The sequence below is a fragment of the Streptomyces sp. NPDC102279 genome, assembly GCF_044766365.1.
GTDB lineage: Bacteria > Actinomycetota > Actinomycetes > Streptomycetales > Streptomycetaceae > Streptomyces.
In genome coordinates this window covers 148,147-174,866 of record NZ_JBIWLU010000004.1, presented here as the reverse complement: position 1 = coordinate 174,866, position 26,720 = coordinate 148,147, and the positions used below count along the sequence as shown (strand labels likewise).

Annotated in this window: 26 protein-coding genes; 14 read left to right on the top strand and 12 right to left on the bottom strand. The window is 71.3% G+C overall.

Annotated elements, in window-relative coordinates:
- Nucleotides 1-39: 39 nt before the first annotated feature.
- Nucleotides 40-1,128: a multiple monosaccharide ABC transporter substrate-binding protein gene (gene chvE / locus ACIRQH_RS10615; protein WP_388871832.1), complete on the bottom strand. Its 1,089-nt coding sequence runs from the start codon at nucleotides 1,126-1,128 to the stop codon at nucleotides 40-42.
- Between the two features lie 479 nt (nucleotides 1,129-1,607).
- Between chvE and ACIRQH_RS10610 the strand changes: the two genes are divergently transcribed.
- Nucleotides 1,608-2,567 carry an alpha/beta hydrolase family protein gene (locus ACIRQH_RS10610; RefSeq protein WP_404225212.1) on the top strand — a complete coding sequence of 320 codons (960 nt, stop codon included), beginning with the start codon at nucleotides 1,608-1,610 and terminating at the stop codon, nucleotides 2,565-2,567.
- A gap of 91 nt (nucleotides 2,568-2,658) precedes the next feature.
- Here ACIRQH_RS10610 and ACIRQH_RS10605 read toward each other — a convergent pair whose 3' ends face one another.
- The 3 genes from ACIRQH_RS10605 to ACIRQH_RS10595 form a co-directional block, all read right to left on the bottom strand.
- Nucleotides 2,659-3,006, bottom strand: coding sequence for a hypothetical protein (locus tag ACIRQH_RS10605; RefSeq protein ID WP_388933201.1), 348 nt, complete (start codon nucleotides 3,004-3,006; stop codon nucleotides 2,659-2,661).
- 140 nt (nucleotides 3,007-3,146) lie between these two features.
- The gene (locus ACIRQH_RS10600) at nucleotides 3,147-3,518 is read right to left on the bottom strand and encodes an ArsR/SmtB family transcription factor (RefSeq protein WP_388871838.1); all 372 of its coding nucleotides are present in this window, start codon (nucleotides 3,516-3,518) and stop codon (nucleotides 3,147-3,149) included.
- Complete coding sequence (locus ACIRQH_RS10595; RefSeq protein ID WP_388871841.1) at nucleotides 3,515-3,961, bottom strand: SRPBCC domain-containing protein; 447 nt, start codon at nucleotides 3,959-3,961, stop codon at nucleotides 3,515-3,517. Before ACIRQH_RS10595 ends, ACIRQH_RS10600 begins: the two co-directional genes overlap by 4 nt.
- Before the next feature lie 213 nt (nucleotides 3,962-4,174).
- Here ACIRQH_RS10595 and ACIRQH_RS10590 point away from each other — a divergent pair, with 213 nt between their 5' ends.
- The 6 genes from ACIRQH_RS10590 to ACIRQH_RS10565 all read left to right on the top strand — a co-directional run bounded on the left by ACIRQH_RS10590 (nucleotide 4,175) and on the right by ACIRQH_RS10565 (nucleotide 10,353).
- Entirely contained in the window at nucleotides 4,175-5,074 is a 900-nt protein-coding gene (locus ACIRQH_RS10590; RefSeq protein ID WP_404225208.1) for an aminoglycoside phosphotransferase family protein, read from the top strand.
- A gap of 132 nt (nucleotides 5,075-5,206) precedes the next feature.
- Nucleotides 5,207-7,390 carry an FUSC family protein gene (locus tag ACIRQH_RS10585; RefSeq protein ID WP_404225205.1) on the top strand — a complete coding sequence of 728 codons (2,184 nt, stop codon included), beginning with the start codon at nucleotides 5,207-5,209 and terminating at the stop codon, nucleotides 7,388-7,390.
- Between the two features lie 125 nt (nucleotides 7,391-7,515).
- A complete protein-coding gene (locus ACIRQH_RS10580) occupies nucleotides 7,516-7,944 on the top strand; it encodes a DUF6892 domain-containing protein (protein ID WP_404225203.1) in 429 nt (142 codons plus the stop codon).
- 188 nt (nucleotides 7,945-8,132) lie between these two features.
- The gene (locus ACIRQH_RS10575) at nucleotides 8,133-8,792 is read left to right on the top strand and encodes a CatB-related O-acetyltransferase (RefSeq protein ID WP_388871849.1); all 660 of its coding nucleotides are present in this window, start codon (nucleotides 8,133-8,135) and stop codon (nucleotides 8,790-8,792) included.
- Nucleotides 8,793-8,898: 106 nt separating this feature from the next.
- A complete protein-coding gene (locus tag ACIRQH_RS10570; protein WP_358822572.1) occupies nucleotides 8,899-9,384 on the top strand; it encodes a DUF6896 domain-containing protein in 486 nt (161 codons plus the stop codon).
- A 396-nt stretch (nucleotides 9,385-9,780) separates the two neighbouring features.
- A complete protein-coding gene (locus ACIRQH_RS10565; RefSeq protein ID WP_358822573.1) occupies nucleotides 9,781-10,353 on the top strand; it encodes a dihydrofolate reductase family protein in 573 nt (190 codons plus the stop codon).
- A 153-nt stretch (nucleotides 10,354-10,506) separates the two neighbouring features.
- Here the strand turns inward: ACIRQH_RS10565 and ACIRQH_RS10560 are convergent, their stop codons facing one another.
- Nucleotides 10,507-11,532 carry a LysR family transcriptional regulator gene (locus ACIRQH_RS10560; RefSeq protein WP_358818796.1) on the bottom strand — a complete coding sequence of 342 codons (1,026 nt, stop codon included), beginning with the start codon at nucleotides 11,530-11,532 and terminating at the stop codon, nucleotides 10,507-10,509.
- Between the two features lie 184 nt (nucleotides 11,533-11,716).
- On the opposite strand from ACIRQH_RS10560, the gene snpA reads away from it, so the two are divergent.
- A complete protein-coding gene (snpA, locus tag ACIRQH_RS10555; RefSeq protein WP_388871856.1) occupies nucleotides 11,717-12,412 on the top strand; it encodes a snapalysin in 696 nt (231 codons plus the stop codon).
- A gap of 92 nt (nucleotides 12,413-12,504) precedes the next feature.
- Here snpA and ACIRQH_RS10550 read toward each other — a convergent pair whose 3' ends face one another.
- The 3 genes from ACIRQH_RS10550 to ACIRQH_RS10540 are packed head-to-tail and all read right to left on the bottom strand — an operon-like array spanning nucleotide 12,505 to nucleotide 13,981.
- On the bottom strand, nucleotides 12,505-13,059 hold the full coding sequence (locus ACIRQH_RS10550; protein WP_358818794.1) for a TIGR03086 family metal-binding protein: 555 nt from the start codon (nucleotides 13,057-13,059) through the stop codon (nucleotides 12,505-12,507).
- Nucleotides 13,056-13,622: an SRPBCC family protein gene (locus tag ACIRQH_RS10545; RefSeq protein ID WP_388871859.1), complete on the bottom strand. Its 567-nt coding sequence runs from the start codon at nucleotides 13,620-13,622 to the stop codon at nucleotides 13,056-13,058. Before ACIRQH_RS10545 ends, ACIRQH_RS10550 begins: the two co-directional genes overlap by 4 nt.
- Nucleotides 13,619-13,981: an ArsR/SmtB family transcription factor gene (locus ACIRQH_RS10540; RefSeq protein WP_388871862.1), complete on the bottom strand. Its 363-nt coding sequence runs from the start codon at nucleotides 13,979-13,981 to the stop codon at nucleotides 13,619-13,621. The genes ACIRQH_RS10545 and ACIRQH_RS10540 overlap by 4 nt, the downstream gene beginning before the upstream one ends.
- A 275-nt stretch (nucleotides 13,982-14,256) precedes the next feature.
- Here ACIRQH_RS10540 and ACIRQH_RS10535 point away from each other — a divergent pair, with 275 nt between their 5' ends.
- On the top strand, nucleotides 14,257-15,411 hold the full coding sequence (locus tag ACIRQH_RS10535; RefSeq protein ID WP_404225196.1) for a DUF3103 family protein: 1,155 nt from the start codon (nucleotides 14,257-14,259) through the stop codon (nucleotides 15,409-15,411).
- Between the two features lie 114 nt (nucleotides 15,412-15,525).
- Here the strand turns inward: ACIRQH_RS10535 and ACIRQH_RS10530 are convergent, their stop codons facing one another.
- Entirely contained in the window at nucleotides 15,526-16,035 is a 510-nt protein-coding gene (locus ACIRQH_RS10530; protein WP_388871868.1) for a molybdenum cofactor biosysynthesis protein, read from the bottom strand.
- Nucleotides 16,036-16,179: 144 nt separating this feature from the next.
- Here ACIRQH_RS10530 and ACIRQH_RS10525 point away from each other — a divergent pair, with 144 nt between their 5' ends.
- The 4 genes from ACIRQH_RS10525 (at nucleotide 16,180) to ACIRQH_RS10510 (ending at nucleotide 21,030) form a co-directional block, all read left to right on the top strand.
- Nucleotides 16,180-16,749, top strand: coding sequence for a hypothetical protein (locus ACIRQH_RS10525; RefSeq protein WP_404225194.1), 570 nt, complete (start codon nucleotides 16,180-16,182; stop codon nucleotides 16,747-16,749).
- Between the two features lie 157 nt (nucleotides 16,750-16,906).
- Nucleotides 16,907-17,353 (top strand): SRPBCC family protein, encoded by a 447-nt coding sequence (locus tag ACIRQH_RS10520; RefSeq protein WP_388871874.1) that lies wholly within the window; start codon nucleotides 16,907-16,909, stop codon nucleotides 17,351-17,353.
- Between the two features lie 760 nt (nucleotides 17,354-18,113).
- Nucleotides 18,114-20,003 (top strand): ATP-binding cassette domain-containing protein, encoded by a 1,890-nt coding sequence (locus ACIRQH_RS10515; protein ID WP_404225190.1) that lies wholly within the window; start codon nucleotides 18,114-18,116, stop codon nucleotides 20,001-20,003.
- Nucleotides 20,004-20,076: 73 nt separating this feature from the next.
- Nucleotides 20,077-21,030: an NUDIX domain-containing protein gene (locus tag ACIRQH_RS10510; protein ID WP_404225188.1), complete on the top strand. Its 954-nt coding sequence runs from the start codon at nucleotides 20,077-20,079 to the stop codon at nucleotides 21,028-21,030.
- Between the two features lie 44 nt (nucleotides 21,031-21,074).
- Here the strand turns inward: ACIRQH_RS10510 and ACIRQH_RS10505 are convergent, their stop codons facing one another.
- Nucleotides 21,075-22,142 (bottom strand): AI-2E family transporter, encoded by a 1,068-nt coding sequence (locus tag ACIRQH_RS10505; protein WP_388871884.1) that lies wholly within the window; start codon nucleotides 22,140-22,142, stop codon nucleotides 21,075-21,077.
- A gap of 621 nt (nucleotides 22,143-22,763) precedes the next feature.
- A complete protein-coding gene (locus ACIRQH_RS10500; RefSeq protein ID WP_404225186.1) occupies nucleotides 22,764-23,003 on the bottom strand; it encodes a hypothetical protein in 240 nt (79 codons plus the stop codon).
- A gap of 225 nt (nucleotides 23,004-23,228) precedes the next feature.
- On the opposite strand from ACIRQH_RS10500, the gene ACIRQH_RS10495 reads away from it, so the two are divergent.
- On the top strand, nucleotides 23,229-26,075 hold the full coding sequence (locus ACIRQH_RS10495) for a SpoIIE family protein phosphatase (protein ID WP_388871890.1): 2,847 nt from the start codon (nucleotides 23,229-23,231) through the stop codon (nucleotides 26,073-26,075).
- Nucleotides 26,076-26,105: 30 nt separating this feature from the next.
- Here the strand turns inward: ACIRQH_RS10495 and ACIRQH_RS10490 are convergent, their stop codons facing one another.
- Nucleotides 26,106-26,663 (bottom strand): ArsR/SmtB family transcription factor, encoded by a 558-nt coding sequence (locus ACIRQH_RS10490; protein WP_388871893.1) that lies wholly within the window; start codon nucleotides 26,661-26,663, stop codon nucleotides 26,106-26,108.
- Nucleotides 26,664-26,720 lie beyond the last annotated feature (57 nt).

Below are 26,720 nucleotides of genomic sequence, written 5' to 3'. Positions count from 1 at the left end.
GCCGAGACCGGCCGGCGCGCGCCTACCCCTTGTCGGGGACTACTTGAGCTCGGCGTTCGTGTAGTAGCCGCTCGTGACGAGGACCCTCCTGTAGTTGGTCTTGTCGACGTTCGTCGGCTGGAGGAGGTAGGCCGGTACGACCTTGGCGCCGTTGTCGTAGGTCGCCTTGTCGTTGACGTTCGGCTGCCTGCCGTTGAGCACCTCGTCGGTCATGGTGGTGGCGACCAGGGCGAGCTGGCTCAGGTCCTTGTAGACGGTCTGCGACTGCTCGCCCGCGATGATCGACTTCACCGAGGCCAGTTCCGCGTCCTGGCCGGTGATGATCGGCAGCGGCTTGGCGTCGGACCCGTAGCCGTCCGCCTTCAGCGCGGCCAGGACGCCCATGGAGATGCCGTCGTACGGCGACAGGACCGCGTCGACCGTTCCGGTCGCGTACGACTTGGCGAGGATGCCGGTCATGCGCTTCCGTGCGGTCGCGCCGTCCCAGCGCAGGGTGGTGACCTCGTTCAGGTCGGTCTGGCCGGAGCGGACGACGAGTTGCTTGCTGTCCAGGTACGGCTCGAGGAGCTCCATCGAGCCGTTGAAGAAGTACTTGGTGTTGTTGTCGTCCTTCGAACCGGCGAACAACTCGACGGTGAAGGGGCCCTTGCCGTCCTCGAGGCCGAGCTTGTCGATGATGTAACGGGCCTGGAGCCGGCCGACCTGGTCGTTGTCGAAGGACGCGTAGTAGTCGACGTCGGCGGTCCCGAGGATGAGGCGGTCGTAGGAGATCACCGGTATGCCCGCGGCGGCGGCCTGCTTGAGGACCGTGCCCAGGGACCTGTTGTCGATGGCCGCGATGATCAACGCGTCCACGCGTTGCGTGATCAGGTTCTTGATCTGGGACACCTGCTGGTCCGGGCTGTCGTCTCCGTAGACCAACGTGGTCTTGTACCCCTTGTCCCGCAGGTCCTTGACGACGTTGTTGCCGTCGGTGATCCAGCGCTCGGACGCCTTGGTCGGCATGGCGACGCCGACCACGCCCCCCTTGTCGGAGCTGACCTCGCGGGACTCGCCGCAGGCGGACAGAGCGAGGGAGATCGAGGCGGCCCCGGCGATGGCGACGGAGGCGGTTCTTCGGTTGCGCATGGTCATCGTTCCTTGTTCTTCTCGTCATTGAGAAAGAGGTGATGGGCCGTCACATGCCGGGCGCGGAAGGGACTTTCCAGTCGGGCGGCGGGGCCGGACCCTTCGGGGCGACCTCGCCGTCCGGTGCTCTCGATCCACACCTGCGTCCAACTTCCCTACCTGGACGGCCAGTTATTGCGTCGTTCGAGATCTCGTCATGCGTTCGAAACGGTGGCGCGACCCTAAGAGGGCGAACAGGGGGTGTCAACGGAGAGAGCAGACAACGGGTGGGAAGTGTGAGGACGGCCGATTTCCCGACCCCCCACCGAGGCGTCGGATCCGACCCCTTTGACCAAGCGGGACATCGTTCCGTATATTAAACGGAACAGCGTCCCGCTTGAGCTGCGGTCGGTCCGCGGCCGGACGCCGCCCTCCGTCGCCCCCGCCCGCCACGATCGGCGCGTGGCCGGCGGGAGTGGCCACGAAAGGAAACACGGATCATGACTGAACCCAGCACCTCAGCCGGCACCGGTGTCTCGCCCGCGCCCGTCCTCTCGGTCAGCCCGGTGATGCTGCCCGCTCCCGGCCGCGCCGTGGACCTTCGCGTACGCGTCTCCGCACCCCTGACCGGCACCGGGTTGCCCGTCATCCTCCTGTCGCACGGCCAGGGCCCGTCGAACCATCTCTCCTCGCTGAACGGCTACGCACCGCTTGCCGACCAGTGGGCGGCGCACGGCTTCGTGGTCGTCCAGCCCACTCACCTGAGTTCCCGGTCCTTGAGGCTCGACCCGAACCTGCCCGGGGCGCCGCTCCACTGGCGGTCGCGGGCGGAGGACATGACGCGCGTCCTCGACCAGTTCGACGCGATCGAGGACGCCGTACCGCTGCTCCGCGGCCGGACGGACCGGACCGAGGTCGCCGTCGCCGGACACTCCATGGGGGGACACACGGCGAGCCTGCTGCTCGGCGCCCACCTCACCGACCCGCACGACGGGACCGTGGTGAACCTCGCCGAGCCCCGCATCAAGGCCGGCGTGCTGCTCGCCGCTCCCGGCCGCGGCGGTGACTCCCTCACCGCGTCCACCGCCGAGAACTACTCGTTCTTCCTGACGACGGACTTCTCCACCATGCGGACCCCGGCGCTCGTGGTCGCCGGCGACAAGGACGCCTCGGCCCACCTGACGGTCCGGGGCCCGGAGTGGCACACGGACCCGTACTTCCTCTCCCCCGGCCGCAAGTCCCTGCTCACGGTGTTCGACGCGGAGCACGGTCTGGGCGGGGTCTCCGGCTACGACGTCGCCGAGACGACGGACGAGAACCCCGAGCGCGTCACCGCCGTCGCGCGTCTCACCGCGGCCTATCTCCGCAGCGAACTCAGCCCGGGGGACTCCGCATGGCGGACGGCACTGGACACACTGGCGGCCGCGTCCGACCCGGTGGGACGTGTCGAGTCCAAGTAGTCGAGCGGTTCGAGGGGGCGCCTGGCCGCGCCGTTGCGTCGTCGCGTTCAAGGGCAGGCAGGAACGCCCGCACCTGCCAGGGGTACGGGCTTCAGCCCATGGCCACGAGGGTCAGGGCGGCCAGCACGGTGATCATGGCCACCGGCACTATGACGACCCGCGTGCGCTCGATCCATCCGTACACGTGCGTCAGCGCGGGTGACGACCCACGCGTCGGTACGGGCGCCGCCCGCCCGTCCCGCTCGCCGGTCACCGGCACGACGCACGACCCGGTGGCCGGCTCGGCGCAGGGAAGCGCGGCCTGGGCCACCCCGCCGACGGGAAGGGGGGCGCCCAGCTCACAGCACCACCGGCAGTCGCTCTCCGCACCGTTCAGCCAGTCCGCGCCCGCAGGCCGGACCGAGACCGTGACGGGTCTGTCCTGGTGCCACATCGTCATGACGGGTCCAACGAGACACGCCGCGGTCGGCCACGTCCGCGGCGGTCATCGTGACCCAGCTGACATCAGACGGTGAACGGGCCCCGATCCACCCGCCGATCAGGCCGGGGCGGGCGGTCAGGAGCCCGTCCCGGTCCCGGTCAGTCGTGCCGGGCGGACGGCGGGGCCTCGTCCGGCGCCTCCGCGACGCGCTTGATGTTCGCCAGCCGCCGGTCCCAGTCCGCCGCGAGAGCGGCCATCCACCGGGCCGCCGCGTCCAGCGCCGCGGGCCGCAGCGCGTAGCGAACCTCGCGTCCCACGCGGCTGCCGGACACCAGTCCTGCGGCGTCCAGCACGACGAGGTGCTTGACCACCGCCTGCCGCGACACGGGGAGTCGTTCCGCGAGCGTCGTGGCAGTGGCCGTGCCCTTCTCGGCCAGCAGGTCGAGGAGCTGGCGCCGCGTCGGGTCGGCCAGCGCACCGAGGACGCCGTCCACCCCCTCGGCGCCGCCACCGGGACGTCCTTCGCTCACGTCGAGGGCTGTTCGGCGCGCTTCTTGAGCGCGTCGAGCTCCAGCGGCCAGCCCTGGGTGTGGTCCTTCAGGTTCTGGCCGCGGAGTTCCTCGGACCCGGCCAGCACCGCGAAGCCGCTCTCGACCACCCGCAGCCGGGTCCGGCCACCCTCCTCGGTCAGCGTGAACTCGACGAGCGTGCTGTTGTCCTCGCGCAGATCCTCTCCGGGGAACGCACTCGTCCAGCGGTACGCGAGGTAGGTCGGGGGATCGACCTTCTCCACCCGTACCGGGAAGTCGCCGTGCTCGGAGTTCTTCAGCACCAGCGAATCGCCCTCCTTGGCCACGGTCCCCGGCAGGCTCGCCTTGTCGGCCACCCAGAACCCGGGCTGGGCCACCAGCGACCAGACCCGGTCCAGGGACGCCTCGATCAGGGTCTCGCGTTCGATCCGGTCCTCGCTCATGAGGGTCTCCTTCGTCTCCACGATCAGATGCAACTCCAGGGTTGCACGACAAGGGACCCAGACGCAACCTCAGGGTTGCACGACCGCGGGCCTCACGGACTCGGGTCGCCTCAACTCCGTTCGCCGTCAAATGCGATGGACAGGCGGGACCGCCACCCACTGTGATGGCTCCGACCGCCCGCCGTAGGCCGCGGGCCGACCACTGGAGCGCCCTTGCCCGCGACGGAGACCCCGGACAGCCGTCCCGAGATCGATGCCGCCCTCGTCCGGCGGCTGGTCGACACGCAGTTCCCGCAGTGGGCCGAACTGCCCCTGGAACGTGTCGATCCGGCCGGCTCGGACCACGTCATCCACCGGCTCGGCGAAGAAATGGCCGTCCGGCTGCCCCGCCATGCCGGTGCCCTCGGTCAGGCCAGGAAGGAGTTCGCATGGCTGCCACGGCTCGCCCCGCATCTCCCGCTCGCGATTCCCGTACCGGTCGCGGTCGGGGAGCCGGAGTTCGGCTACCCGTGGGCCTGGGCGGTGTCCCGCTGGCTGGACGGTGACGTGGCGACGGTGGGGGTGCTGGCCGACTCGTCCGCGGCCGCCGCCGAACTGGCCGGATTCCTCACCGCCCTGCAGCGCTGCACACCGGACGACATGCCGACCGAGGGTACCCACCCCGACCTCACCGCTGGAGGGCTGGCCGACCGCGACCACGCGACCCGCGCCGCCATCGCCGAGGTCGCGGACACGTTCGACAGCACGGCGCTGACCGCAGTCTGGGACGCGGCACTGAACGCCCCGGGATGGCAACGCCCACCGGTCTGGTTCCACGGCGACTTCCACACCGGCAACCTGCTGACCCTCGAGGGCCGCCTCAGCGCGGTCATCGACTTCGGCGGACTCGGCATCGGCGACCCCGCCTGCGACATGACCGTCGCCTTCACCTCGATGTCCGCCGCGAGCCGGGACGTCTTCCGCTCGGCGCTCGGGGTGGACGACGCGACGTGGACCCGGGGCCGCGGCTGGGCCCTGACGACCGCCCTGAACGCGTACACGTCCTATGCCGACACCGACCCGCGGGTCGCCGCGCAGACCACCCGCCAGATCTCCGAGGCTCTGATCGGCTGAGGGACACCTCGGGCATGCGGTCGCGCCGGGTGGTGGGCGACCGGCCGGTGCCGCGCTGCCGCCGCCCGCCTCCCGGCCGACAATGGACCTACGGCGGGGACTGCCCCGGGGAGGCGCCGGGAAGGAGCGTCGATGCCGCAGGGGCCCTTCTCCCCCGCTCGCGTACGCGCCGCACGGCAGGCCGCGCGGGTCACGGTCGCCGCCCTCGCCGGCTTCTACACCGCGCTCTACGCACTGGACCAGCCGGTCGTCGCGGTCTACGCCCTTTTCACACCGATCGCGTTGGGCGTCCTCTCCCCCGTCCCCGGCGGCGGCCGGCAGCGAGCCCGTGCGGTCCTGCTCGTCCTGCCGCTCGCCGTGGCTCTGACCGTCCTCGGCACCACGCTCGCCGTGACCACCGCCTCGGCCGTGGCGGGGATGCTGGTGATCGGCTTCACCGTCTCCTTCGCCGCGGCCTACGGTCCGGCGCCCGCGAGCGTGGTGCCGGGGCTGCTGCTCTTCTACGTGCTCGCGTGCTTCCCGCCCTACGCCCCGGACACCCTGTCGGAGCGGCTCTACGGCCTGCTCGCCGGTGGCGCGCTGCTGGTCGTGTGCGAGCTGCTGCTCCTGCCCGCGTCGCCCTCGCCGCCCTACCGTGCGCGGATCGCCGCGGCGCTCGATGCCGCGGCCGCCGGGGCGGTCGCCGCCGCGCAGGGAAACGGCCACGATCCCGAACGGGCGCGGCGCCTGACCGACGAGGGACGAGCACTGCGCTTCTCCCAGCTGCCCCCCGCCTCCCGTCCCACCGGAGCGGGACGGACCTCCCGAGGGCTGGCGCACGCCGGATCCGCCACGCGGCGGGTACTGAACCAATTGGCCCGTACGTTCGAGAAGCCCGCTCCGGAACCGGGCGACGACCCGCACTGCGGGGCCCTGCTGCGCGAGGTCGCGACCGCCTGCGCCGCCACGGCGGGCGCCCTGCGCGGCACAGGCGCCGTTCCGGGCCAGGAGATGCTGGAAGAGGAGGTCGCCGACTTCGTCGCCGTACGCGGACATCCCTCCGAGGACGGGGCCGAGGCCTCGCCGCCGCTTCTGCGCCACAGGTCCGCCGTGCTGGCCACGGCCGCGTCCGCACTGACCGTGCAGACCGCCGTCACCGTCGCGATCGGCGGTCGCCGCAGCTCACCCGGGATGCCGCACGAACAGTTCTGGTACGCGGAGCCCTCCACGCCACGGCTCCTGACCGCGCGGCTGACCGGCAACCTCACCCTGCGCTCGGTGCTGTTCCAGAACGCCGTCCGTACGGCCCTGGGGCTCGGGGCGGCCCGGCTCGTGGCGGGCACCCTGGACCTCTCGCACGGCTTCTGGGTGCTGCTCGCCGTCCTGACCCTGGGCCGGACGACCGCGGGAGCGACCTGGTCCACGGTCCGGTCGGCGGCGGTCGGCACGCTGCTGGGAGCGCTGGCCGCCGGAGTGCTGCTGTTCGGGGCGGGGGACGCGACCGTCGTGTACGCCGTCGTGCTCGTCCCGGCCATGTTCGTGGCCTTCGCCGTGGGACCGGTCGCCGGACCCGCCTGGGCGCAGGGCCTGTTCACCCTGGTCGTGTCCGCCGCCTTCAGCCAGCTCACCCCGGCCACCTGGCGGCTCGCGGAGGTACGACTCCTCGACGTCCTGACGGGATGCACGATCGGGCTGCTCTGCGGCGTGCTCGCCTGGCCCGCCGGAGCCCGTGCGGAGGTCCGGCGCGGTGCCGCCGAACTGCTGCAGGCCGTGGCGCGCCTGGTGGCCCTCACCACCGCGAACCTGGTCGACGCACCCGACGAGGCGCGCGCTCGTGACGACGCGACCGAGGAGGCGCTGCGCCTGGCCCGGCACCGCCTCCGTATCGCCGAGGGCGCCTACGCGCAGTACCGGACGGAGGGCGGCAGAGATCCCGGCGGTGGCGGCCCCGACTGGCTCGCGGCGCTCAACTGCGGCTCCCACGCGATGGCCGGGGCGCACTGGCTGCCCCGGCAGGACCACGGTCCCGCGCCGCCCGACGCCGTTCTCTGGGCCCGGGAGTCGGTCGCGCGACTGACCACCGCCATGGACCGGGCCGCCACCTTCCCGCCGGGCGGCGTACGCGTGCGACCGACGGCGCTGCCGGCCGAGGTGATCTCCTCGGCCCCGCCGCCCGTACGTCCCACGCTGGTCGACATCGACGGCTGGCTGCGGACTCTCGCGGCAGAGCTGGCAATCATCGGCGGGGATGAGGCCGCCGAGCCGTCGCCTGTGCGGGACGGCGGAACGGACAAGGGCGTTCGGGCGCCGACCGACTCGACCGCCCCGGCCGGCTGAGGGCGCGCGAACTCCGCCGTGCGTCCCAGGCGCGGATGGCCCGTGCGCCACCGCAGCGTGCCCGGCACGGCTAGGCCACCTGCCGCACCTGCCGCGTTGTCAGTACCGTGACTTACGGTGATCGCATGGCTGACTTCCAGGAGTTCAACTTCAAGCTGCTCGTCATCGAGAAGCTGATGTACGCGGACGAGACGCTGACGCCTCGGTTCCGCCTCGCCGACCTCGTGCGTGCGCGCGGGCTCGGCGGCGACCCCTGGTCGTACGCCTACGCCCAGGGCCTGTCCTGCCAGGTGATCCCCGAAGCCCGCGCTCATTCCGAGGCCTTGGAGATCGACGACGAACTCCTGGCCACGGTCGACGAGTTGATCGTCGACGGCGGCCTTCAGGTGTACCAGGAGTGCGCACCCGTCTGGGACGGCGAGGACGATCTCTTCGACGTTGTGTCGCCCGCCGACCTGGATCTGCTCCCCCGGCTCGGACGCGTGGTCAGCACGGTTCCGCTCGCGGAGGAACTGCGGGACGCACTGGCGAGACGGGGAGTGGCCATCGCCTGACTGCCCACGACAGCCGCATCCAGGCCCTCCCTGCTCGCCTCCGACCGGACAACGCCCGCTGCGGACACCTGCCGGCAAGTGACAGTCGGCGGAAGCCTGTTGCCGCACGCGCACCCGCCTGTCGTCACCGGCGCAGTACCGTGATCATGGAGCAGATACCGACTCGCGCCCGGAAGGAATCACTCGCCATGCCCGTGCCCGCCGACCCGACGATTCTCCATCCGATGCCCGACCAGCCGCGGGTGGTGCTGCTCAGACCACTGGTGCAGTCCCCGCTGATCGAGGTCGGGGAGTACTCGTACTACGACGACCCGGACGACGCGACCGCGTTCGAGACGCGCAACGTGCTCTACCACTACGGGCCGGAGAAGCTGATCATCGGCAAGTTCTGCGCGCTGGGCACGGGGGTGCGGTTCATCATGAACGGCGCCAACCACCGCATGGACGGCCCCTCGACCTTCCCCTTCCCCACCATGGGCGGTTCCTGGGCCGAGCACTTCGACCTGCTCACCGGGCTGCCGAACCGCGGGGACACCGTCGTCGGCCACGACGTCTGGTTCGGACACGGCACGACGATCATGCCCGGCGTGCGGATCGGCAACGGCGCGATCATCGCCTCCGGAGCCGTGGTCACCGCGGACGTACCCGACTACGGCATCGTCGGCGGCAATCCCGCCCGTCTCATCCGCACCCGCTACAGCGAGGAGGAGATCGACCGCCTCCTCGACGTTGCCTGGTGGGACTGGCCGGCGCACCACATCAGCGAGCACGTCCGCACGATCATGTCGGGCACGATCACCGACCTGGAGGCCGCTGCCCCGAAATCCGGTGCTGGGCCCACCCCTTGATGCGCCCGTCGGATCGGACGGCGCTTCACGGCCTCGCACGACGAGGTGAGCCGACATCGCGGCGATGCCCTTCGCCGGACCACTCACCGTCGCCGCGGAGCCCGCGGTGAGCGATTCCCCGACCGAGGGCGGGGGTGGGCCAGGACGCGAGGCGCAGGCAGCACGGGGCCTGCTGCTCGGCTTCGTCGCCGCTCTCGACGACGCCCGTTCGGCGGTCAGGGCCTCCATCCCCTCGGTGGAGCGGTTGGCGGATCTGCTCGCGCTCGTCCGCTCGGGCGAGATCGACCGCCGCGGTCGGGCCGGCGGCTGCGCGTACGTGGTGCACGGGGCGGGCTGCCGGCTGACGACGCCGGCCGGGATCGACGTCGATGTGGACTTCACCGCGGACGGAGCGGAGACCTTCGACTTCTGGCGCCTCCGCCTCTACGGCCGCAGCCTGCCGACGCCCGTGGAGCTCTCGGAGGAGGACCTCCGTTCGGCGGTCGAGGGCCTCACGGATCTACTGACCGAGGTCGGACCGGGCTGGTTCATCGCCACGGAGTCGCCCCGCGGCGCGGACGAGGGCCCACAGCGGGACGCACGTCGGCGTTGATCGGATGGGCCGGCTTCGTCAGCCGACCTGAGCACCCCACCGCTCTCAACCTCCAACGAGGGTGTGGCCACCCGAGCCCCGGGCGCAACAGCCACCTCGGCCACGCTCCCCGCCGTACCCCTCCCCCGACACCATGAACAACGCTAGCCGTCGCGCACCGACCCTCCCACCGACACTTTTTTCCTCCTTGACAAATTTTTTTGTCGGATGGATCCTGGAAGAGTGCTGGACGTCGCCGTGATCGAGGAACCTCTGGCGTCCGAATGCCGACGGTGTCGTACCGGTCGATCTCCGGTGCGGCCCGTAAGACTCCTCAGCGAGGGGCCGTCGAGTCGAACGTGGTCGAAGCGGCGGCGAGCAAGCGAAGACCGCACACCGGACACCTAAGGAACCAGCATGCGCACCCTGATCAGCTCCGCGTTCGTCTCGCTCGACGGCGTCATGGAGGCCCCCGGCGGCGAAGCCGGCTATCGCAACGCCGGATGGACCTTCAAGGAGGTCGAGTTCGTTCCCGAGGCCTTCGAGATCAAGGGGCGGGAACAGGAGGAGTCCGCCGCGATCCTGCTGGGCCGGGCCAGTTACGAGGCGTTCAGCCCCGTGTGGCCCGACATGCCGGACTTCGCACGCTACAAGGACATGCCGAAATACGTGGTCTCCAGTGGACTCACCGAGGACAAGCTGGTCTCCAACTGGGGCGAGACCACCATCCTGCGTGACCTCGACGAGGTCGCCGCCCTCAAGGAGACCGACGGCGGCCCGATCATCGTGCACGGCAGCGCCGCCCTGAACCACGGCCTCGCGGACGCCGGGCTCGTCGACCGCTATCACCTGCTGGTGTTCCCGCTGCTGCTCGGCGCGGGCAAGCGGCTGTTCCCGGCGACCGACAAGGACACCCAGAAGCTGAAGCTCGTCGAGCACGCCGTGTACTCCAACGGCCTCCAGATGAACGTCCTTGACGTCGTCCGCTGACGACAACCACCCCCCGGGGGCCGCGCCTGCGAGCGGCGGCCTCCCCGAGGAGGCTCGGCGGAGGCCTCCGACGGCCGTTCGACCAGAGCCCGCCGCCCCCGCTCTTCCGGCCGGTGCCGCCGCTCACGCGTCACCGGCGGTGATCGCTACCCGCTACCCGCTCTGTCCGGCCTCCACGACGAGCACCCGCTCCGGCCCCTCCGGGCCCGCTCCCCCGACGCTCTCGCCCAGCGCTCGCGCCGTTTCCCGCGCCTCCTGGCGGATCAGCCAGTCCCGGTAGGCCGGAGCCTGGTGAGCCGCCTCCCAGTACGCCTCCTCCAACTCCTTGTAGCCGTTGTCGAGTTCGGCCTCGGTACGCGCCACCAGCAGGAGCCGTACGCCGATCGGGTCGCCCTGGAGCGGGCGGATGGCGACGTCGGAGCGAGGGCGCGCGGTGGGCTGACTGACCGTGACCACCTCGCCGGTGGCGGCCAGCGAGTAGGCGGTCATGTAGTCGCCGTGCAGCATGTCGGGGTCGAGTCCCGCCCCGCGCAGCACGCGGCAGACGCCGTCCCACTCCCCGTCGACGGTCGAGTCCACCATCCACTGCTCGTCGGCGAGTTCGGCGAGCGGCACTTCGTGTCGCCGGGCCGCAGGGTGTTCGGGGGCGAGGGTGACGAACTGCGGCTCGCGTTCGACGAGAACACGCAGGCAAAGCTCCGGCGGAACGCACAGAGGGCTGCCCTCCACCTCGTGGACGAAGGCCAGTTCGAGCCAGCCCCCCGCGACCATGCGCAGCAAGGAGTTCGCCGACACGTCCATCCGCAGGGTGGGTTCGGTTCGCGGGACCCGGGCGCGCAGTCTGCGGATCCAGCCGGGCAGGGCCCGACTGGCCGTGGCACCGATCCGCAGCCGGCGTTCGTCGGCGGCCCGGGCCACCGCGGCCCTCGTCTCCGTGACCATCGCCGTGAACTCGGCGACGAGAGGCCGCGCCCGGCTCAGTACGGCGTGACCGAGCGGTGTGGGGCGGCAGCCCGTGCCGGCGCGGACGAAGAGCTGGCCGCCGAGGGTCTGCTCGATGCGGCGCAACTGGGTGCTCAACGAAGGCTGCGCCACGCCGAGTTCGCGGGCCGCCTTGTGCAGGCTGCCCGCGTCGGCGATGGCGCAGAGGGCACGTAAGTGCCTCACCTCCAGATCCATGCGGGAAGGGTAGGGCGGCACGGGGCGTCGCACCAGATGTTCAAATCGCGACGAAGGCTCACGAGTTGGCCCCGATAGCTCGGTGCTATCCCCTGTTGCCATCATCCGCCGGGCCCTTCGCCTGCCCGACACTCCTGCTGAACCCATCGTTCACACCCCACACGAACGAGTAGGAGCACCCCCCATGCTTTCCTCGCGCCCGAACTCGAAGACGTCCCGCAGACTCCTGGCCCTCGCGCTCGGCGCCGGCCTGGTGTCCGCCGCGCTGGGTACCGCGGTCCCGGCGAGTGCCCAGCCTGCGCCGGTCGCGCCGGCCGCTTCCGCGGCCACCGCGAACGCCCGGTACGTCGGTGGAGCCGAAGGCGCCGCCGGCAACAAGGCGTTCTTCGACGCCGTGCTGAAGTCGGTCGCCAAGAGGCAGACGGCCAACCCGTCGCTGGCGTCGGTCACCGTGTACTACAACGCCTCCCAGGCGCCGAGCTTCCGCTCGCAGATATCGAGTGCGGCCTCGATCTGGAACAGCTCCGTGTCCAACGTCAAGCTCCAGTCGACCACCGGAGGCGCGGACTTCACCTACTACGAGGGCAACGACTCACGTGGTTCGTACGCTTCCACGAACGGTCACGGCAGCGGCTACATCTTCCTGGACTACGCGCAGAACCGGCAGTACGACTCGATCCGTGTCACCGCCCACGAGACCGGACACGTCCTGGGCCTGCCGGACCACTACAGCGGCCCGTGCAGCGAGTTGATGTCGGGCGGCGGCCCCGGCACGTCCTGCACCAACCGCTACCCGAACACGACCGAGCGCTCCCGCGTCAACCAGCTGTGGGCCAACGGTCTGGCGAAGGCCCTCGCCAAGGTGAACAAGGCCGCCTGACCCCCCACCGGCCGCACAACGGCGTAGGCACCGTACGGGCCGTGGCATCACGCCACGGCCCGTACGGCACGTTCACCGCAGGAACGGATCGCTCACGGGTTACGGCCGATGAAGGCGAGCAGGCGCGTCTGCACGTCGGCGCTCTCGGGGACCTCGACCCTCGGTCCGTACTGACCGCTCTTGCGGAGCACGTCGTCGAGCGGCAGCATCCCGTCGAGCAGCCGGGTGCACCTCCCGGGGTCGAGGGTCTCCTGCTGGCCGGTGGCCCGCGCCAGGTCCCAGGTGTGCATGAAGACGTCGGCGGTGTAGAAGCGGTCGACCGCCTGGTCGAGAGGGACTTCGCCGATGTGCGGGTTCGACAGGACCTTGCCCGCCGTGGCCGGATCGTCGAGCAGCGCCTGCACCCCGTCGCTGTGGACCGTCCAGGCCGCGACCGGATCGTCGTCGACCGAGGGCCCCTGGGGAAGTTCGACGCCGGCGCCGGACTTCAGGAAGGCCGGGAACCATTCGACGAGGTGGCGCACCACGTCCCGGGCGACCCAGTTCTCGCAGGGCGCCGGGCGGTCCCAAGCCGCCGGGCTGACCCCGCGCACCCGCTCCGTGAAGTCCCCTGCGACGGTGCGGTGTTCGTCGGCTGCGCTCGTCATGGCTTCAGGCCCTTTCCGTCGGTCCGAAGCTCCTCGCCGGAGTCGGTGGTGTCGTCGGCCTCGTCGCTCCCCGGGCCCGCGAGCAGCTCGTCGAGCCGCTCGTAGCCCTGGCGGACGCCGTCCTGCATGCCGCTCTTGATGATCGCGTCGCGGGCCTCGACGGACTCCATGACCGATGTCGTGGTGACGCGGGTGCGGCCGCCGAGGTCCTCGAAGACAGCCTTCTCCAGGCTGACGCTGTCCGGGAAACCGTCGTAGGCGAAGGTCTGCACGATGCGTTCACCGGGGCGCACCTCGTGGAACACGCCGCGGAAGCCGTACTCGGTGCCGTCGTCCTCGCGATGCACGTAGCGGTACGCGCCGCCGCTGCGGGCGTCGTACTCGTCGATCCGCATCTCCAGCCGGCGCGGGCCGAGCCACCGGACGACGAGGTCGGGGTCGGTGTAGGCCCTGAACACCCGGTCCGGCGAGGCGTCGAACTCCCGGGTGATGACGATGGTCGGCAGCGCCGGGTCGGCGTCGATCCGCGTCTCGAGCCGGCGGTTGGCTTCTGTGGTGCTCATGATGCTTCCTCCTTGGGCGTGCTGTCCTGCGCGGGCCGTTCCTCCATCTGCTCGAGTACGGCGTCGAGTCGGCGGAAACGGTCCTCCGCCTCGCGGCGGTACCGCTCGATCCACTTCGTCATCAGGTCGAACACCTCACCTTCGAAGTGGCAGGGCCGCCGCTGGGCGTCCCTGGTGCGACTGACGAGGCCGGCGTCCTCCAGGACCTTGATGTGCTTCGACACGGCCTGGACGGTCACGTCGTAGGGCTCGGCCAGTTCGTTCACCGTGGCGTCGCCGCCGGCCAGCCTCGCGACGATGTCGCGTCGGGTCGGGTCGGCCAGCGCGGAGAACACGCGGGACAGCCGGTCGTCGACCACTTCCCACCTCCCATATTCAACCCTTCGGTTGAATAACCGTACGACCGCGAGTGTCCCATTGTCAACCGATTGGTTGAGTAGGCGTGGACGCCCCGCCGGACACCCGGGCGCGCATGCGACAGGGGGCGTCGCACCCTTGCCGGGGCAGACATGTACACGCCATGCTGGGGAGTGGCGGTCTACCCGCATAGACCGAGGTTCCCGCCGCGCCGTCAGCCACACCAGCTCCGCTGCAACGCGACCGTCCTTCCCCCACGTCCAGGAGGATCGCCCCAGTGAGACCCCGTCGACCCCGTACGCGCGGTGCCCTCGCCGCACTCGCCGGAACGCTGCTCGCCCTGTCCGCCGGTCAGACCGCCGTCGCCGCCCGGGCGGCCGCGACGACCCCCGTAGCGAATACCGCCGCCACTGTGAGCGCCGCACAGGACCAGGCGGCCCGCGCGATCGCCCGCTCCCTCACCGACTCCGCCTGGCGCGCCCGCCTGCAGCGCGCCGCGCTCTCGTCCGACGAGGTGCCCGTCACCGCCCTCGCGGACCGTGCGGCCGGCCCGCTGAAGACCACGCTGGCGGCCGCCGACCACCGGATCGCCACCGCCAAGGGGCTGGACGCGAAGACCGGTTCGCTGCTCAGGCTGCGCCTGGGCGCCGACGCCATGCGCGGAGCGCTGACCTCCGGGACGGCACCCTGGGTCGCCGCGGCCACGTCCGACGACGACACGCGAACGCTCGTCGCCTATGACCGCCAGGGCCGGTCGCACACGCTCGACGCCCGGGACGCCCCCGCCCGCCCGGTGTACGTCGTCGACATCGACGGCTCCGCGGCCCTGGCCGCCGGCCTCGACGTCCTCAGCAGCGGGCTCAACCGGTACGGCCTCCGCTCCGCAGCCCCCGACGCGCAGCCGCAGGTCGGCCCCGCGGCAGGGGCACGCGCGGCCGGCGGGGGCTTCTGGACCAGCCGGATCACGGCGGTGGAGCTGTCGGACGACGAAGAGCCCTGGGCGAAGGGCGACGCGGAGATCTACACGCTCGTCACCGGCTTCGGACCTGACGGCGCGGCGCGGGTCGACCCCGTGGACATGCCGTACCTCGACAACGACGGGACCGTCTACCGGCCGAACCAGATCCTGGTCAACTGGTCGAACTACAAGTACGACCTGGCCGACGCCGTGATGATGGAGGAGGACGGCAGCACCAACTACCGCGACCTCGCGAAGGCCATCGCCACCGCCCTGCTCACCATCACGGACCAGGGTGCCTACGTCCCGCTCGTGAACGCCGTGCTGGACGCGATCCCGGACGACTGGTGGACGGACGACCCCGACTACGTCGACTCCTGGTACACCCTCGCCCGCAGCGACAACGGCACCCGCTACGGAGCCCGCGGGAACGGCTGGATGACCGTGGAGCCGTACTTCGTGCAGGAACTCTGACCCGACCGCGCGCCGCCGCGTCACGCGGCCCGGTGCGCGACGCCAGGACGGGCCGACGGTCACGACCGTCGGCCCGCTCGCGTACGTCGTCCCCTACGCGTACGTCGTCCTCGCTCAGCCCTTGACCGGCGCGGGTTCCACGACCGCGAACACGGCCGGCCCCACGGTGAGCGTTCCGTCGGACAGCGGGCGGCAGCGGACCCCCGCGCGGCCTCGCAGCGCCCGCTGGGCCCCCGGGCCGAACATCGTGTCCATCCACGCGCAGGGCCGCGCCTCGCCGCGTACGGCCAGGACGACGGGCCCGGTGCCACAGTCCAGGGACACGGTGGCACCGACGTACGACTCGATGTCGACGCCCCTCAGCAGGACGTTCCGCCGGGTCGGCCGCAGGTCCGCCTTCGCGTCGAGGCCCTCGGGGAAGCGTTCGGCCGCCATGAGCGTGACGGAGGCGTTGCGGTGGGCGGGGCGATTGAAGTAGCGGTCGCCGACGATGCCCAGGTCGGCACGTACCTGCGCCGTCGTCACCAGGTCCTCGTCCGGCAGGGCGGGTGCCCCGTCGCGGGGTCGGCCCTCGAAACGGTGCACGGCGGACACCAGCAACTGAAGGATTTCCACATGCTGCACCTGATCGAGCCTAAGCGACCGCCCGCACAGGTGATCGACCCGGCCCCAAGAGGGCACAAGCCGGACACCGCGCTGACACGGTGACACCCGGCGTGGCAGGGTCGGCGGTGATCGAGGACAGCAGCGAGGAGAAGGGGGGCCTTTGTGGACAGCCGAACATGGGACACGCTGGTCAGCTCGATGAAAGGCACCTACGTCACAGGGGTCGGCGAGGGCGAGGTCCCCAGGCCGGTCATCATGCCGCTGGTCCGCGGCGAGCTGGTCGGTCTGATCTGGCTCCGCCCGGTCGAGCCCGGGGCGGACGCGCTCACCGGGATCGCCGCACTGTCGAACATCGCCGCGGCGGCCGGGGCGGACGAGGTCGTCCTCGCATGGGAGTCCCACGACGTCGCCACCGCCTGTCGGCTGCCCGCCACCGGCCCTGCCCCCTGCCTCAACATGGTCCACGCCACCCCTGAGGGTCATGTGCTGCACCAGTTCCCCTACGACGAGGTGGGGTCCGGCCGGGAGGGCGAGGCGCCGGTGCTGGAAATCGAGTGGCATGCGACGCCGGCACCCCAGGAGGGCGGCGAGCTGGTGGCTCCCGTCCGGGCCGCCGTGGACTACGCCTTCACTCCGATGGACATGGACCACCCCAATCCGTTCGGTGTCACCGTCGTCCTGATGGAGGAGGACGGCTACACCGTGCGCCTGACCGAGTCGCTGGACCGCTGACGGGCAGGTGAGCGCGACCGCCCGGGGAGTGGCCCACGTGACGGTCGTGTTGCGAATGGATCCTTGCGACGCGACGGGGGCGCGCATGGCCCATAGTCTGGAAGTGCGCGGCCGGTCCGCGTTCAGCGGCGTTCGTGATCGCAGCACAGGAGGAATCGTGTCCGGTCAGTTCGAGGCGACAACCGAGGTCAACCGTCCCGTCGAGGAGGTGTTCGCCTTTCTCGCCGCCGGCACGAACGACCCCAAGTTCAGCCCCAGGGTGCAGGAGATCACGAAGACGCCCGAGGGCCCGACGGCCGTAGGCACGATCTTCACCAGCACGGTGAAGGACGCCGGCATGAAGTCGGCCCGCAGGTTCCGGATCACCGAGTTCGAGCCGCCCCACCTGATCCGCTGGACGGAGATCTCGAAGAACTCCGTGACGGCGGACGAGGGCGGCTACGACCTCGAATCCACCGGCGACGGCACGACCCGCGTCCGGATCTTCAACGTGCTCAACGGCCACGGCATCGGCAAGCTTCTGGTCGGCTTCGCACTCGGCGCGGCCCGCAAGGACGCACCGGCGTTCGGCCAGCGCATCAAGGCGGCGGCGGAGGCCTCCTGAAGCCGGCCTCCTCAGCCGATGTCGATCGGCACCGGCTGAGGACGGGCCGCTGACGGTTCGACCACGACGCAGCACACGGCTCTCGCGGCGATGAGTCGGCGCGTCCTCCTCGACCGCGAAGTTCCCGTGCGCCCCGCCGGCCGCAGAGCGGCCGGGAGAGCGACGCGCCGGGCGGCCGAACACGTCTCGGCAGGCCTGCCCGCCCGGTGACGGAGCGCATCGGCCGGTAGGCCCTGACCCCGGGCGGCCGGGCGCACGCCCGCGCGACGGCGCGATCGGACGTGCTCCGATCCTTGGCGTGCCGGACGCACGGTCGGTGTCCACCGTGCGGTGACTGCGATGCCGCCCCCCGGTGCTCGCGGTCAGCAGCGCCGTCCGGTGGCACGAGGGTCCGCCGGGCGCCCCTCTCCAGTGGGCTGCCGGATCGCGGCCATGCCCACGTCGGCGAGGTGCCGTCATGTCCGCCGATGGTTGCCGTCGGTAGGTACTGCCACATCGCCCGGTGGGCCCTCGGTGGGTGCTGTCATGACGCGGCCCCTCGGCTCGACCGCGTGGACGTCCCACCCGTCACTCCCGCATCAGCCACGGCGATTCGGACATCAACGTGTGCAGACCGGCCCCGATATCCCGGCGCGTCCTGTCCGGGCCCCCCGTCCCCCACGGAATCCGATGCGGCCGAAACACGTGTGTTCGATATCGGGCCACCTGTCGTTGAGTCCCGTGAAAGCAGCCGTCGCCGCATCAAATCGCCTGAGGAGACGTGCAGTTGACCTCCGCTTCCGGTTCGACCTCATCAGCCTCGCCACCACCGCAGCCCGCCGAGATCACGTACTCGGGGCACTACTCCGTCAATCCGCTCGGTGAGGTGGGATTTCGCGCCCTCTGCTCCCAGCTCCCGCGCGTCCTGAGGCGTATCACCGCCATGGCCTGGGGGATCGACCGTCACGCCGTACTCCTCATCCTCGCCTGCCAGTTGGCCACCGGTGTCAGCGCCGCCGTACTGCTGGCGGCGACGGCGAAGGCCATGGTTCCCCTCCTCGGCGCGGGGGCGGTCGCCGACCGTCTCGGGACGGCGCTCCCGGCGCTCGCGGTCGTCGCCGGCGCGAGTGCGGTGGCCCGGCTGGCCGTGGCCATCGCCGCGTACGCGGAACGGCGCGTCACGCCACGCCTGACGACGGCCACCGACACCGCGCTCGTCGAGGCGGTCTGCCGGGTCGAAGCCGCGGCGTACGCGGTGGACGGCTTCTCCGACCGTCAGGAGGCCGCGGAGATGGGGGTGATCCGCACCACCGTCATGGTGATGGACGCCCAGCGCTTCCTGTCCGCCCTGATCAGGATGGTCACCGCGGGCGGTGTGCTGTCCGTGCTCGATCCCCTCATGCTGCCTCTGCTCCTGCTGGCCGTGGCCCCGGCCGGCATCGGCGCGGTCCTCACGGCCCGGGTCGACTACGAGACGCACTACGCGAACGTCGCCGACCGCAACGTACGCGGGATGACGCGCTGGTGGGCCACCACACCGAAGTACGGTGACGAGGTCCGGGCGAACGGCATGACCGACTACCTCGTCAACTGGTACCGGGCGCTCTCCGAGCGGGTCGACAGGCGCACACTCGCCGCGGCGCCGCGCACCCTGCGGATCTCCCTGCTGTCCTCTCTCGCGGGTGGTGCGTTCGTCGCCGCTGCCTGGAGTGTGCTCGCCTGGCTGGCGGTGACCGGGCGGATCGCACCCGCCATCGCCGCGACAGCCGTCGTCGCCGTCCAGACCACGCTGGCCGCGCTGTCCCAGGTGGTCGTCAACGGCGCCGCCGTGTTCCACACCAGCCTCTACCTCGGCGACATGCAGGCCTTCTTCGACGACGCCGCGGCCCGCGCGCCCCGGCGCGGCCGGGCGGCCGTCGGGACGCCGGTCGAGGAGATCCGGCTGGAGGAGGTCAGCTACAGATACCCGGGGAAGTCCGAACCGGCCGTCGACGGGGTCTCCCTGACGCTCCGGCGCGGTGACATCCTCGCCGTCGTCGGCGTCAACGGCTCGGGCAAGAGCACCCTGACCCGGCTGATCACCGGCGTCTACCTGGCGGACAAGGGGCGCGTCTCCTGGAACGGCGTCGACCTGGCACACGCCGACCCCGCCTCCGTCTGGGACCACACCGGGCTCGTCCCGCAGATCTTCGCCCAGTGGCCGCTGCGGGCCCGCGAGAACGTGACGCTGGGCCGGCCCCGGTCGTCCGACGACGAGCACGTCTGGGAGGCGGTCGAGGCGGTCGGCATACGCGAGGCGATCGAGGAGCTTCCCGCGGGACTCGACACGCTCCTCGCACGCGAGATCTTCGGCGGCGCCGAACTCTCCGGCGGCCAGTGGCAACGGCTCGCCTGCTCCCGGGCCCTGTACCGACGGCCACCGCTGCTCATCCTCGACGAACCCACCTCCCAGATGGATCCGCGGGGCGAGCACGGCATCTTCGAGAAGATCAAGACCATCGCGGCCGACCGCATCACCATCGTCGTCACGCACCGTCTGGAGAACACCCGGATCGCCGACCACATCGTCGTCATGGAACGGGGGCGCCTCACCGAGCAGGGCACCTACGACGATCTCGTCCACGCCGGCGGCACCTTCGCGGATCTGCTGCGCCTCTCCCAGGAACGCTGATCTCCCCCACAACCCCGGCCCGCCACCAGCCCCCTGGATCCTTCCTCCTCGCCTCCGCCGAAAGGACACCCGTATGACAAGCCTGGACGCCATGCCGTCCCCGCCCTCCGGGAACCCGGCCGAACTGCTCGGCACCTCGGCTCTTCTCGTCGACGACGCCGGGCGGTACCTGCTGCACCTGCGTGACGCGAACAAGCCCATCTGGCGGCCCGGTCAATGGGGTCTGCTGGGCGGGGGCACGGAGCCCGGCGAGTCGCCCGCCGAGGGGATCGCCCGCGAGCTCCTCGAAGAGACCGGCCTCACCGTCCCGGATCTCGCGCCGTTCCTCGTCGTCGACACCTTCGACGTGGATGGCACCCTGACAGACCGTTGCCTCGTCCACGTGGCCACCCTGAACAGGCCCGCCCACGAGATCCCCCTCCACGAAGGCATCCAACTGCGCTGGACGAGCATCGCCGAGACGGCGCACATGACCATGGATCCCGGCACGACGGCCGTTCTCCGCGAGCACCAGAAGCACCCGCGCCCCCGCCTCGACGGCAACGGAGTGCCGCCGACCGTGCGCGTCCGGGAGGGCGGCGAGGTCCGCGCCCGCAGCATCGTCGGCGCCCACCTCGTTCTCGTACGGGACGGTGCGGTGCTGCTCGGCAAACGGCACCCGGACAGCGCGTTCGCCCCCTCGACGTGGCATGTGCCGGCCGGGCATCGCGAGCCCGGCGAGTCCGCGCTCGCCTGCATGGTGCGGGAAACGGCGGAGGAGACCGGGATCGCCGTCGAGGCCGACGCGCTCTACCTCGTCCACACCGTGGACGTGTGCAACCCCGGAAGCCCGTTCCCCCGGGTGCAGTTGTTCTTCGCCGCCGCCCGCTGGAGCGGTGAACCCCGGGTCCTGGAACCCGACCGGTGCACCGAATGGCGGTGGTGGCCCCTGGACGCGCTCCCCGACGAGCTGGTCGCGTACACCCGTACGGCACTCGCCGCCATCGCCGCCGGGAGCGTCTACTCGTCGCTCGGCTGGCCGGAATGAGGCGGCGGGACATGCCTCAGATGGCCCCCGCGACGGAGCGGGGGTCAGGGTGGCGCGGGCGGGCTGTCCGGTGAGCGGCCCGCCGGCTCGGGCGGTGTGCGCAGTTCGCTGATCACCGACCACGCGACCGACACCATCGGAACGGCCACGACGGCGCCGATCACTCCGGCGAGGATGCTTCCGCCGATGACCGAGACCGCGACGACCACGGGGTGCAGGCGGACCGCCCAGCTCAGGACGAGCGGATGCAGTACGTGCCCCTCCAACTGGCCGATGACGACGATCAGGCAGAGGACCACGATCGCGACGACCGGCCCCCTGGTGGCCAGGGCGACGACCGTGGCCACGCCGAGCGCGACGGGCGAGCCCACCAGCGGGATGAACGCCGCGAAGAACTCCAGCAGGGTGAGCGGCAGTGCGAGGGGGACCCCCAGCGCGTACAGGGCGATCCCGACGAGCACGGCGTTGGTCGCGGCCACGATGATGATGCCGCGCGTGTACCCGGCGAAGGTCCGCCAGGCCGCGCGCCCCGCCCGGTCCCACGGGTCGCGGGCGCTCTGCGGGATCAGGTCCTTGAACCAGCGCCAGAACCTGTCCCCGGAGCGGATGAAGAACAGCGAGCAGAACAGGGCGAGCACCAGCCCGGTGACGACCTCCACCGCACGCCCGACGCCGCTGAGGGCGCTGCTGATCAGTACCGACCGGTTCTCGGAGACGAGATGGGCGATCTTGTCCTGCAGGTTCGACAGCACCGCGTGGCTCACGTGGAAGGGAGAGCCCTCCAGCCACCGCTCGATACGCCCCAGTCCCCCGGCGAACTCGTTCCCCAGGCGCCCCGACTCCCCCGCCACGAGCCCGCCGACCAGGGACAACAGCCCGAGGACGAACAGCACGCTGCCGCCGATGCTGAGCACCACGGCCGGGGTCCGGGGCATGTGACGGGCCAGGAGGTCGGCGAGGGGGCGCAGCACGGCCGTGATGACCAGCGCGAGGAAGAGCGCCACGGCGACGAGTTGCAGCCGACCCAGGAGGGAGAAGACCGCGTAGGCGACGACGCCGACGACCAGCAACCGCCAGGCGTACGCGGCGGCCACCCGGAGTCCGTGGCCCACCGCCGCGCCTCCGCCCGCGGTCGCGCCGGCCGTGCGGGCCCGCGCCACGGATCGGGACCCGCGCGCGGAGCGGTTCCCCAGCACGACGGAGCGCGTCCGGCGTCCACCGCGCCGCGTGCCGGGCGCGTCCTGCCGCCGGTGCGGACGGCGCGGTCCGGCGTTCACCTGTGTGCCACCGCCCTCGCGTCGTCGGGACCGACGCCCCCGTGCTCGCGTACGGGGATCGCCGGGCGGCCCGGTGTGCGCGGAGATGCCGCGACCGGGCCGGGATCGGTGATCACCTGGGCGTCAGGGTCAGCGTGGGGGCGGGTACGAGGGCCCGCAACCCGGGAGTCGTGCGGTGACGGGGCCATGCGCGGCCGCTGCGGGGCGGTCCGGTGGGGAGTCCGTTGGGGGTCGTCCGGGGATCACGGCCGATGCCGGTGGCGCTGTGCCGCCGGACAGGCTCCGAGCGCGGGCTGGGAGCCGGTGACGGGCGGGCCCCAAGGGTCCGGCGTCCCGGGAAGGTGATCACCGGGACGCCGGCCTTTCCGTCCGGTGCGCCGGACGTGGCGGCTCGGGAGCCGGGCGCCGCTGGAAGCGGCTGTCGGCCGCGGCGGGCGTTGCCGTCGACCGAACGGACTAGCCGATGTTCGCGAACGTGATGGTGACCGGGTTCTGCTCCAGGCCGGTGTTGCCGACGCTGAAGACGTGTCCGGGGATGCCCAGGCCGCTGAGCATGTTGTCCGTGATGGTCTGGGTGGCGGTGGTGCCGTCGCCGTTGCCGTTTCCGGCGTCACCGTCGGCGGCGGCGGTTCCGGCCAGGCCGACCACGGCGACGACGGCGACGACGGGGAGGGCGAGAGCCGTGCGGATACGCATGGGTGTGTTCCTTCGAAGTCGGTGATTCTGCGTTGCACCACCAAAAGCGATCATCATGGCGACACGCACGGATTGCGCCGTCCCTTGGCGCGCCGCCGAGCGGTCCTCGCCCGGGTTCCGGCGATCAGCTGCCCGTGCCTCCCTCGCGGTGTGGCTCCGGCCTCTCTGGAAGCAGTCCGACTGACAGACGATGTCATTAACGGCATTGCACCCTATATTGGGTCTGTGATCAGGCGGCTGGACGTACTCGACACCGCTGACGACGGCATCACGGAAAGCGATGTCTTCCGGCTCGCCCTCCAGCACTCCATGGCGGAGCTGGGGTGTGTCGGCGGGGCCGTCTATCTGCGCGGCCCGATGTCGGCCCTGCGTCTCGTCTCCTCCGCCGGGCTGCCGGCGTCGCTGACGCGGGCCTGGGAGATCGTCGACCAGAACGGACCCACCGCCACCGCGTGTGCCGTGCGGTCCGGCGAACGCGTATGGCGGGCCGCGGTCCCCGCAGACCTCGTGGAGCCCGCGGCCCCTCTGTTGTCGCGGTCCGGCTGGTTCTCCGTACCGCTGGTCGACGGGGTTCGCGCCATCGGTGCGATCACATGTCTCAGTGGCGACGACCGGGAGCCGACGCCCGAGCAGTGGACGTTCCTCACCGCGGTGGCGGACTGGACCATGGGGCGTCTGAAGGCGATGCCGGCCCCGGTTCGGCTGGGGACCGACCTCGACTTCACTCCCGTCGGCTCGTGGGAGTGGGACGTGCGCACCGGCGAGCTGCTGTGGGACGCGGCGGCCATGAGCGTCTACCACACGGATCCGGCGGACTTCGTGCCCCGCGTGGAGAGCTGGATGAAGGCGGTGCACCCCGACGACCTCCCGAGCACGCTCGCGGCGGCCGACCGCACCATCCGGACGCACACCCCGTTCGAGGCGGAGTACCGGGTCCGCGGCGGCGACGGGAGCTACACGTGGACACGCGCGTCCGGTCACGTCGTCCTCGACGACCAGGGCCGGGTGGACCGCATCGTCGGCAAGGGCTGGGCGAGCGACGCGTCGCGCTCCACCCGCGATGCCCTGAGCCGCGCCCTGCAGTACATGAGCGACGCGTTCCTGTCCGTGGACGACGACTGGCGCATCACGTTCGCCAACCTGGAGGCCGAACGCGTCCTCGGTGTCACCGACGAGCAGCTCTTCGGACGTGACCTGTGGGGTTTGCCCGCGCTGCGCTCCATGCCGGACGTGGCGGAGCGGTGCAGGCGGGGGGCCGAGGAGTCCGTCGCTCTCGGCTTCGACATCACGATGGCCGACACCGGTCTCTGCTACCACCTGCGGCTCGTCCCGGTGCCGGGCGGTGTCACCCTGTACCTCACCGACGTCACCGACGCGCGGCGCCGCGAGACCGAACAGGTGGAGGCCATCCGGAGCGCGGCGGAGCGGGCGAGCCGGACGGTGGAACTGACCAGTCAGCTCGCCGCGGCCACCACCTCGCACGACGTGGTGAGCGCGATCGCGCAGGGAGTCCTGCCGCCTTTCGACGCCCAGGGCCTGCTGGTGCTGGTCCGTGAGGGCGACAAGCTGGTCCACATCGGGTCCGTCGCCTACCCGGACACGTTCCTCCAGAAGATGCACGGGCCGAACGGCATGGAACTGTCCGACGCCAATCCGGTCGGGCAGGCGGTCCTGACGGGCGAGCCCCTCTTCTACTCGTCCCGCGACGAATGGGCGTCCGCGTTTCCCGAGGGCGGCAGCCGGCCTCCGACCACCAAGGAGGCGTGGGCCTTCCTCCCGTTGACGGCGTCCGGCCACACCTTCGGCGTGTGCGTGATCGCCTTCGATACCCCGCGGCGTCTCAGCTCCGAGGAGCGCACGCTGCTCCTCACCATCAGCGCCCTCGTGGCGCACGCCCTGGAGCGGGCACGCCTGTACGACGCCGAACTCACCCGCTCGCAGGAACTCCAACGGGCCCTGCTGCCAACGAGGTTGCCCGTCCTGCCGGAGGTGACGGCGGCGGCCCGCTATCTGCCGGCCGGACAGACCGCCGATGTGGGCGGCGACTGGTACGACCTCATCCCGCTGTCGGCGGGGCAGGTGGCCCTCGTCATCGGCGACGTGATGGGACACGGGCTGCCCGAGGCGGCGACGATGGGCCGCGTACGGACCGCGCTGCACACCCTGGCGGCCCTGGAACTGCCGCCCGACGAGATCATGGGCCACCTCAACGACATCGTCGGCGGCCTCGGCGAACACTCCTACGCCACCTGCCTGTACGCGCTGTACGACTCCACCGACGGCTCGTGCACCGTGGTGCGGGCGGGCCATCCACCACCGCTCGTCGTCCTGCCCGACGGGAGCGCCCACTACCCCGACGTGGCCTCCAACCCCCCGCTGGGCGCGGCGTTCCCGCCGTTCGAGACGACGGAACTCAAACTGTCGGCGGACAGTCTTCTGGTGCTCTACACCGACGGGCTCGTGGAGTCACGGCACCGTGAGATCGACCAAGGCATGGCCCAGCTGGCCGAGTTGCTCCCCCGGGCCGCCCTGCGCACCGAGCTGGAGGACGTGTGCGACGCCGTCACCATGGGGCTGCTGCCGGGCGGTCAGCCCACCGCGGACGACGCCGCGCTGCTGATCGCACGGGTGCACGGCGTCGCCGACCGTCAGATGGCCTCCTGGGCGCTGCCCGAAGGTCCGGAGGCCGCGGGTGAGGCCCGCCGCCATGTCCGGGAGCAGCTCGCGCAGTGGGACCTGGACGACCTGGTCATGACTACGGAACTGCTGGCCAGCGAACTCGTCGGCAACGTCATCCGGCACGCCAGGGGGCCCATCGGACTCCGCCTGCTGTGCAGCGGAACCCTTGTCTGCGAGGTGTCCGACGCGAGCCTGACCATGCCCCGCATCCGCCGCGCCTCCGAGACCGACGAGGGTGGCCGGGGCCTCCAGCTCATCAACGCCCTCTGCGAACGCTGGGGCAGCCGCTACACCACGGAGGGCAAGGCCATCTGGACGGAGCAGCCTCTTCCCGACGGAGAGGGGCCCGAGGCCGGGGACGCGTCCGGCGGAGGTGCCGCCCCTACGTCGTGACACGGGAAGCGGCACCGACCCCCCGCGGGGTCACGAGACCTCCCCGCCCGACTGCCCGGTCCCGCCTGCCCCATCGGCGTGCTGATACAGCGTCACCAGCACCCCGTGCACCGGCTGGTCGTCCGCGTCCTCCTCGGCCTCGTCGACCAGTCGGGCGAGGGTCTCCGCCAGGTGCCGCGCCTTCGTCGGACTGAGACGAAGATGGCGCAACGTCAGTCCGACCTCGGCGGGCGAGCGTTCGAGTTCCTGGGCGACGCCGGCGAACATGGCCGCGGTACCGGCCGGCTGCGGTTCCGTGACCAGCATCCGGCGCGCGGTGCGCTGGTAGTACTGCTCGGTTCCGCCACGTACCCGGCGGGTCTCGGCGACGTGGACCAGCCCGGCTTCGCGAAGCACCTTGAGGTGATGGCTCACGTTGCCCTTCCTCGCATCGAGCTGCACGGCCAACTGGCTGGTGGTCGCGGGCCTGTGCCCGAGGGCGAAAAGCAGCCGCTGACGCAAGGGGTGGGCGAGCGCGGCGAACTGCTCGGGCGCGCTGATCTCCTGGACCTCCTCCGGAGGCCGCGTGTGCGAGGGCTCGTCATGCATGCCGAAAAGTGTCTAACTCTCTTGACGCTTTCGCAAGCCCGGTGCTGTACTCGCCGC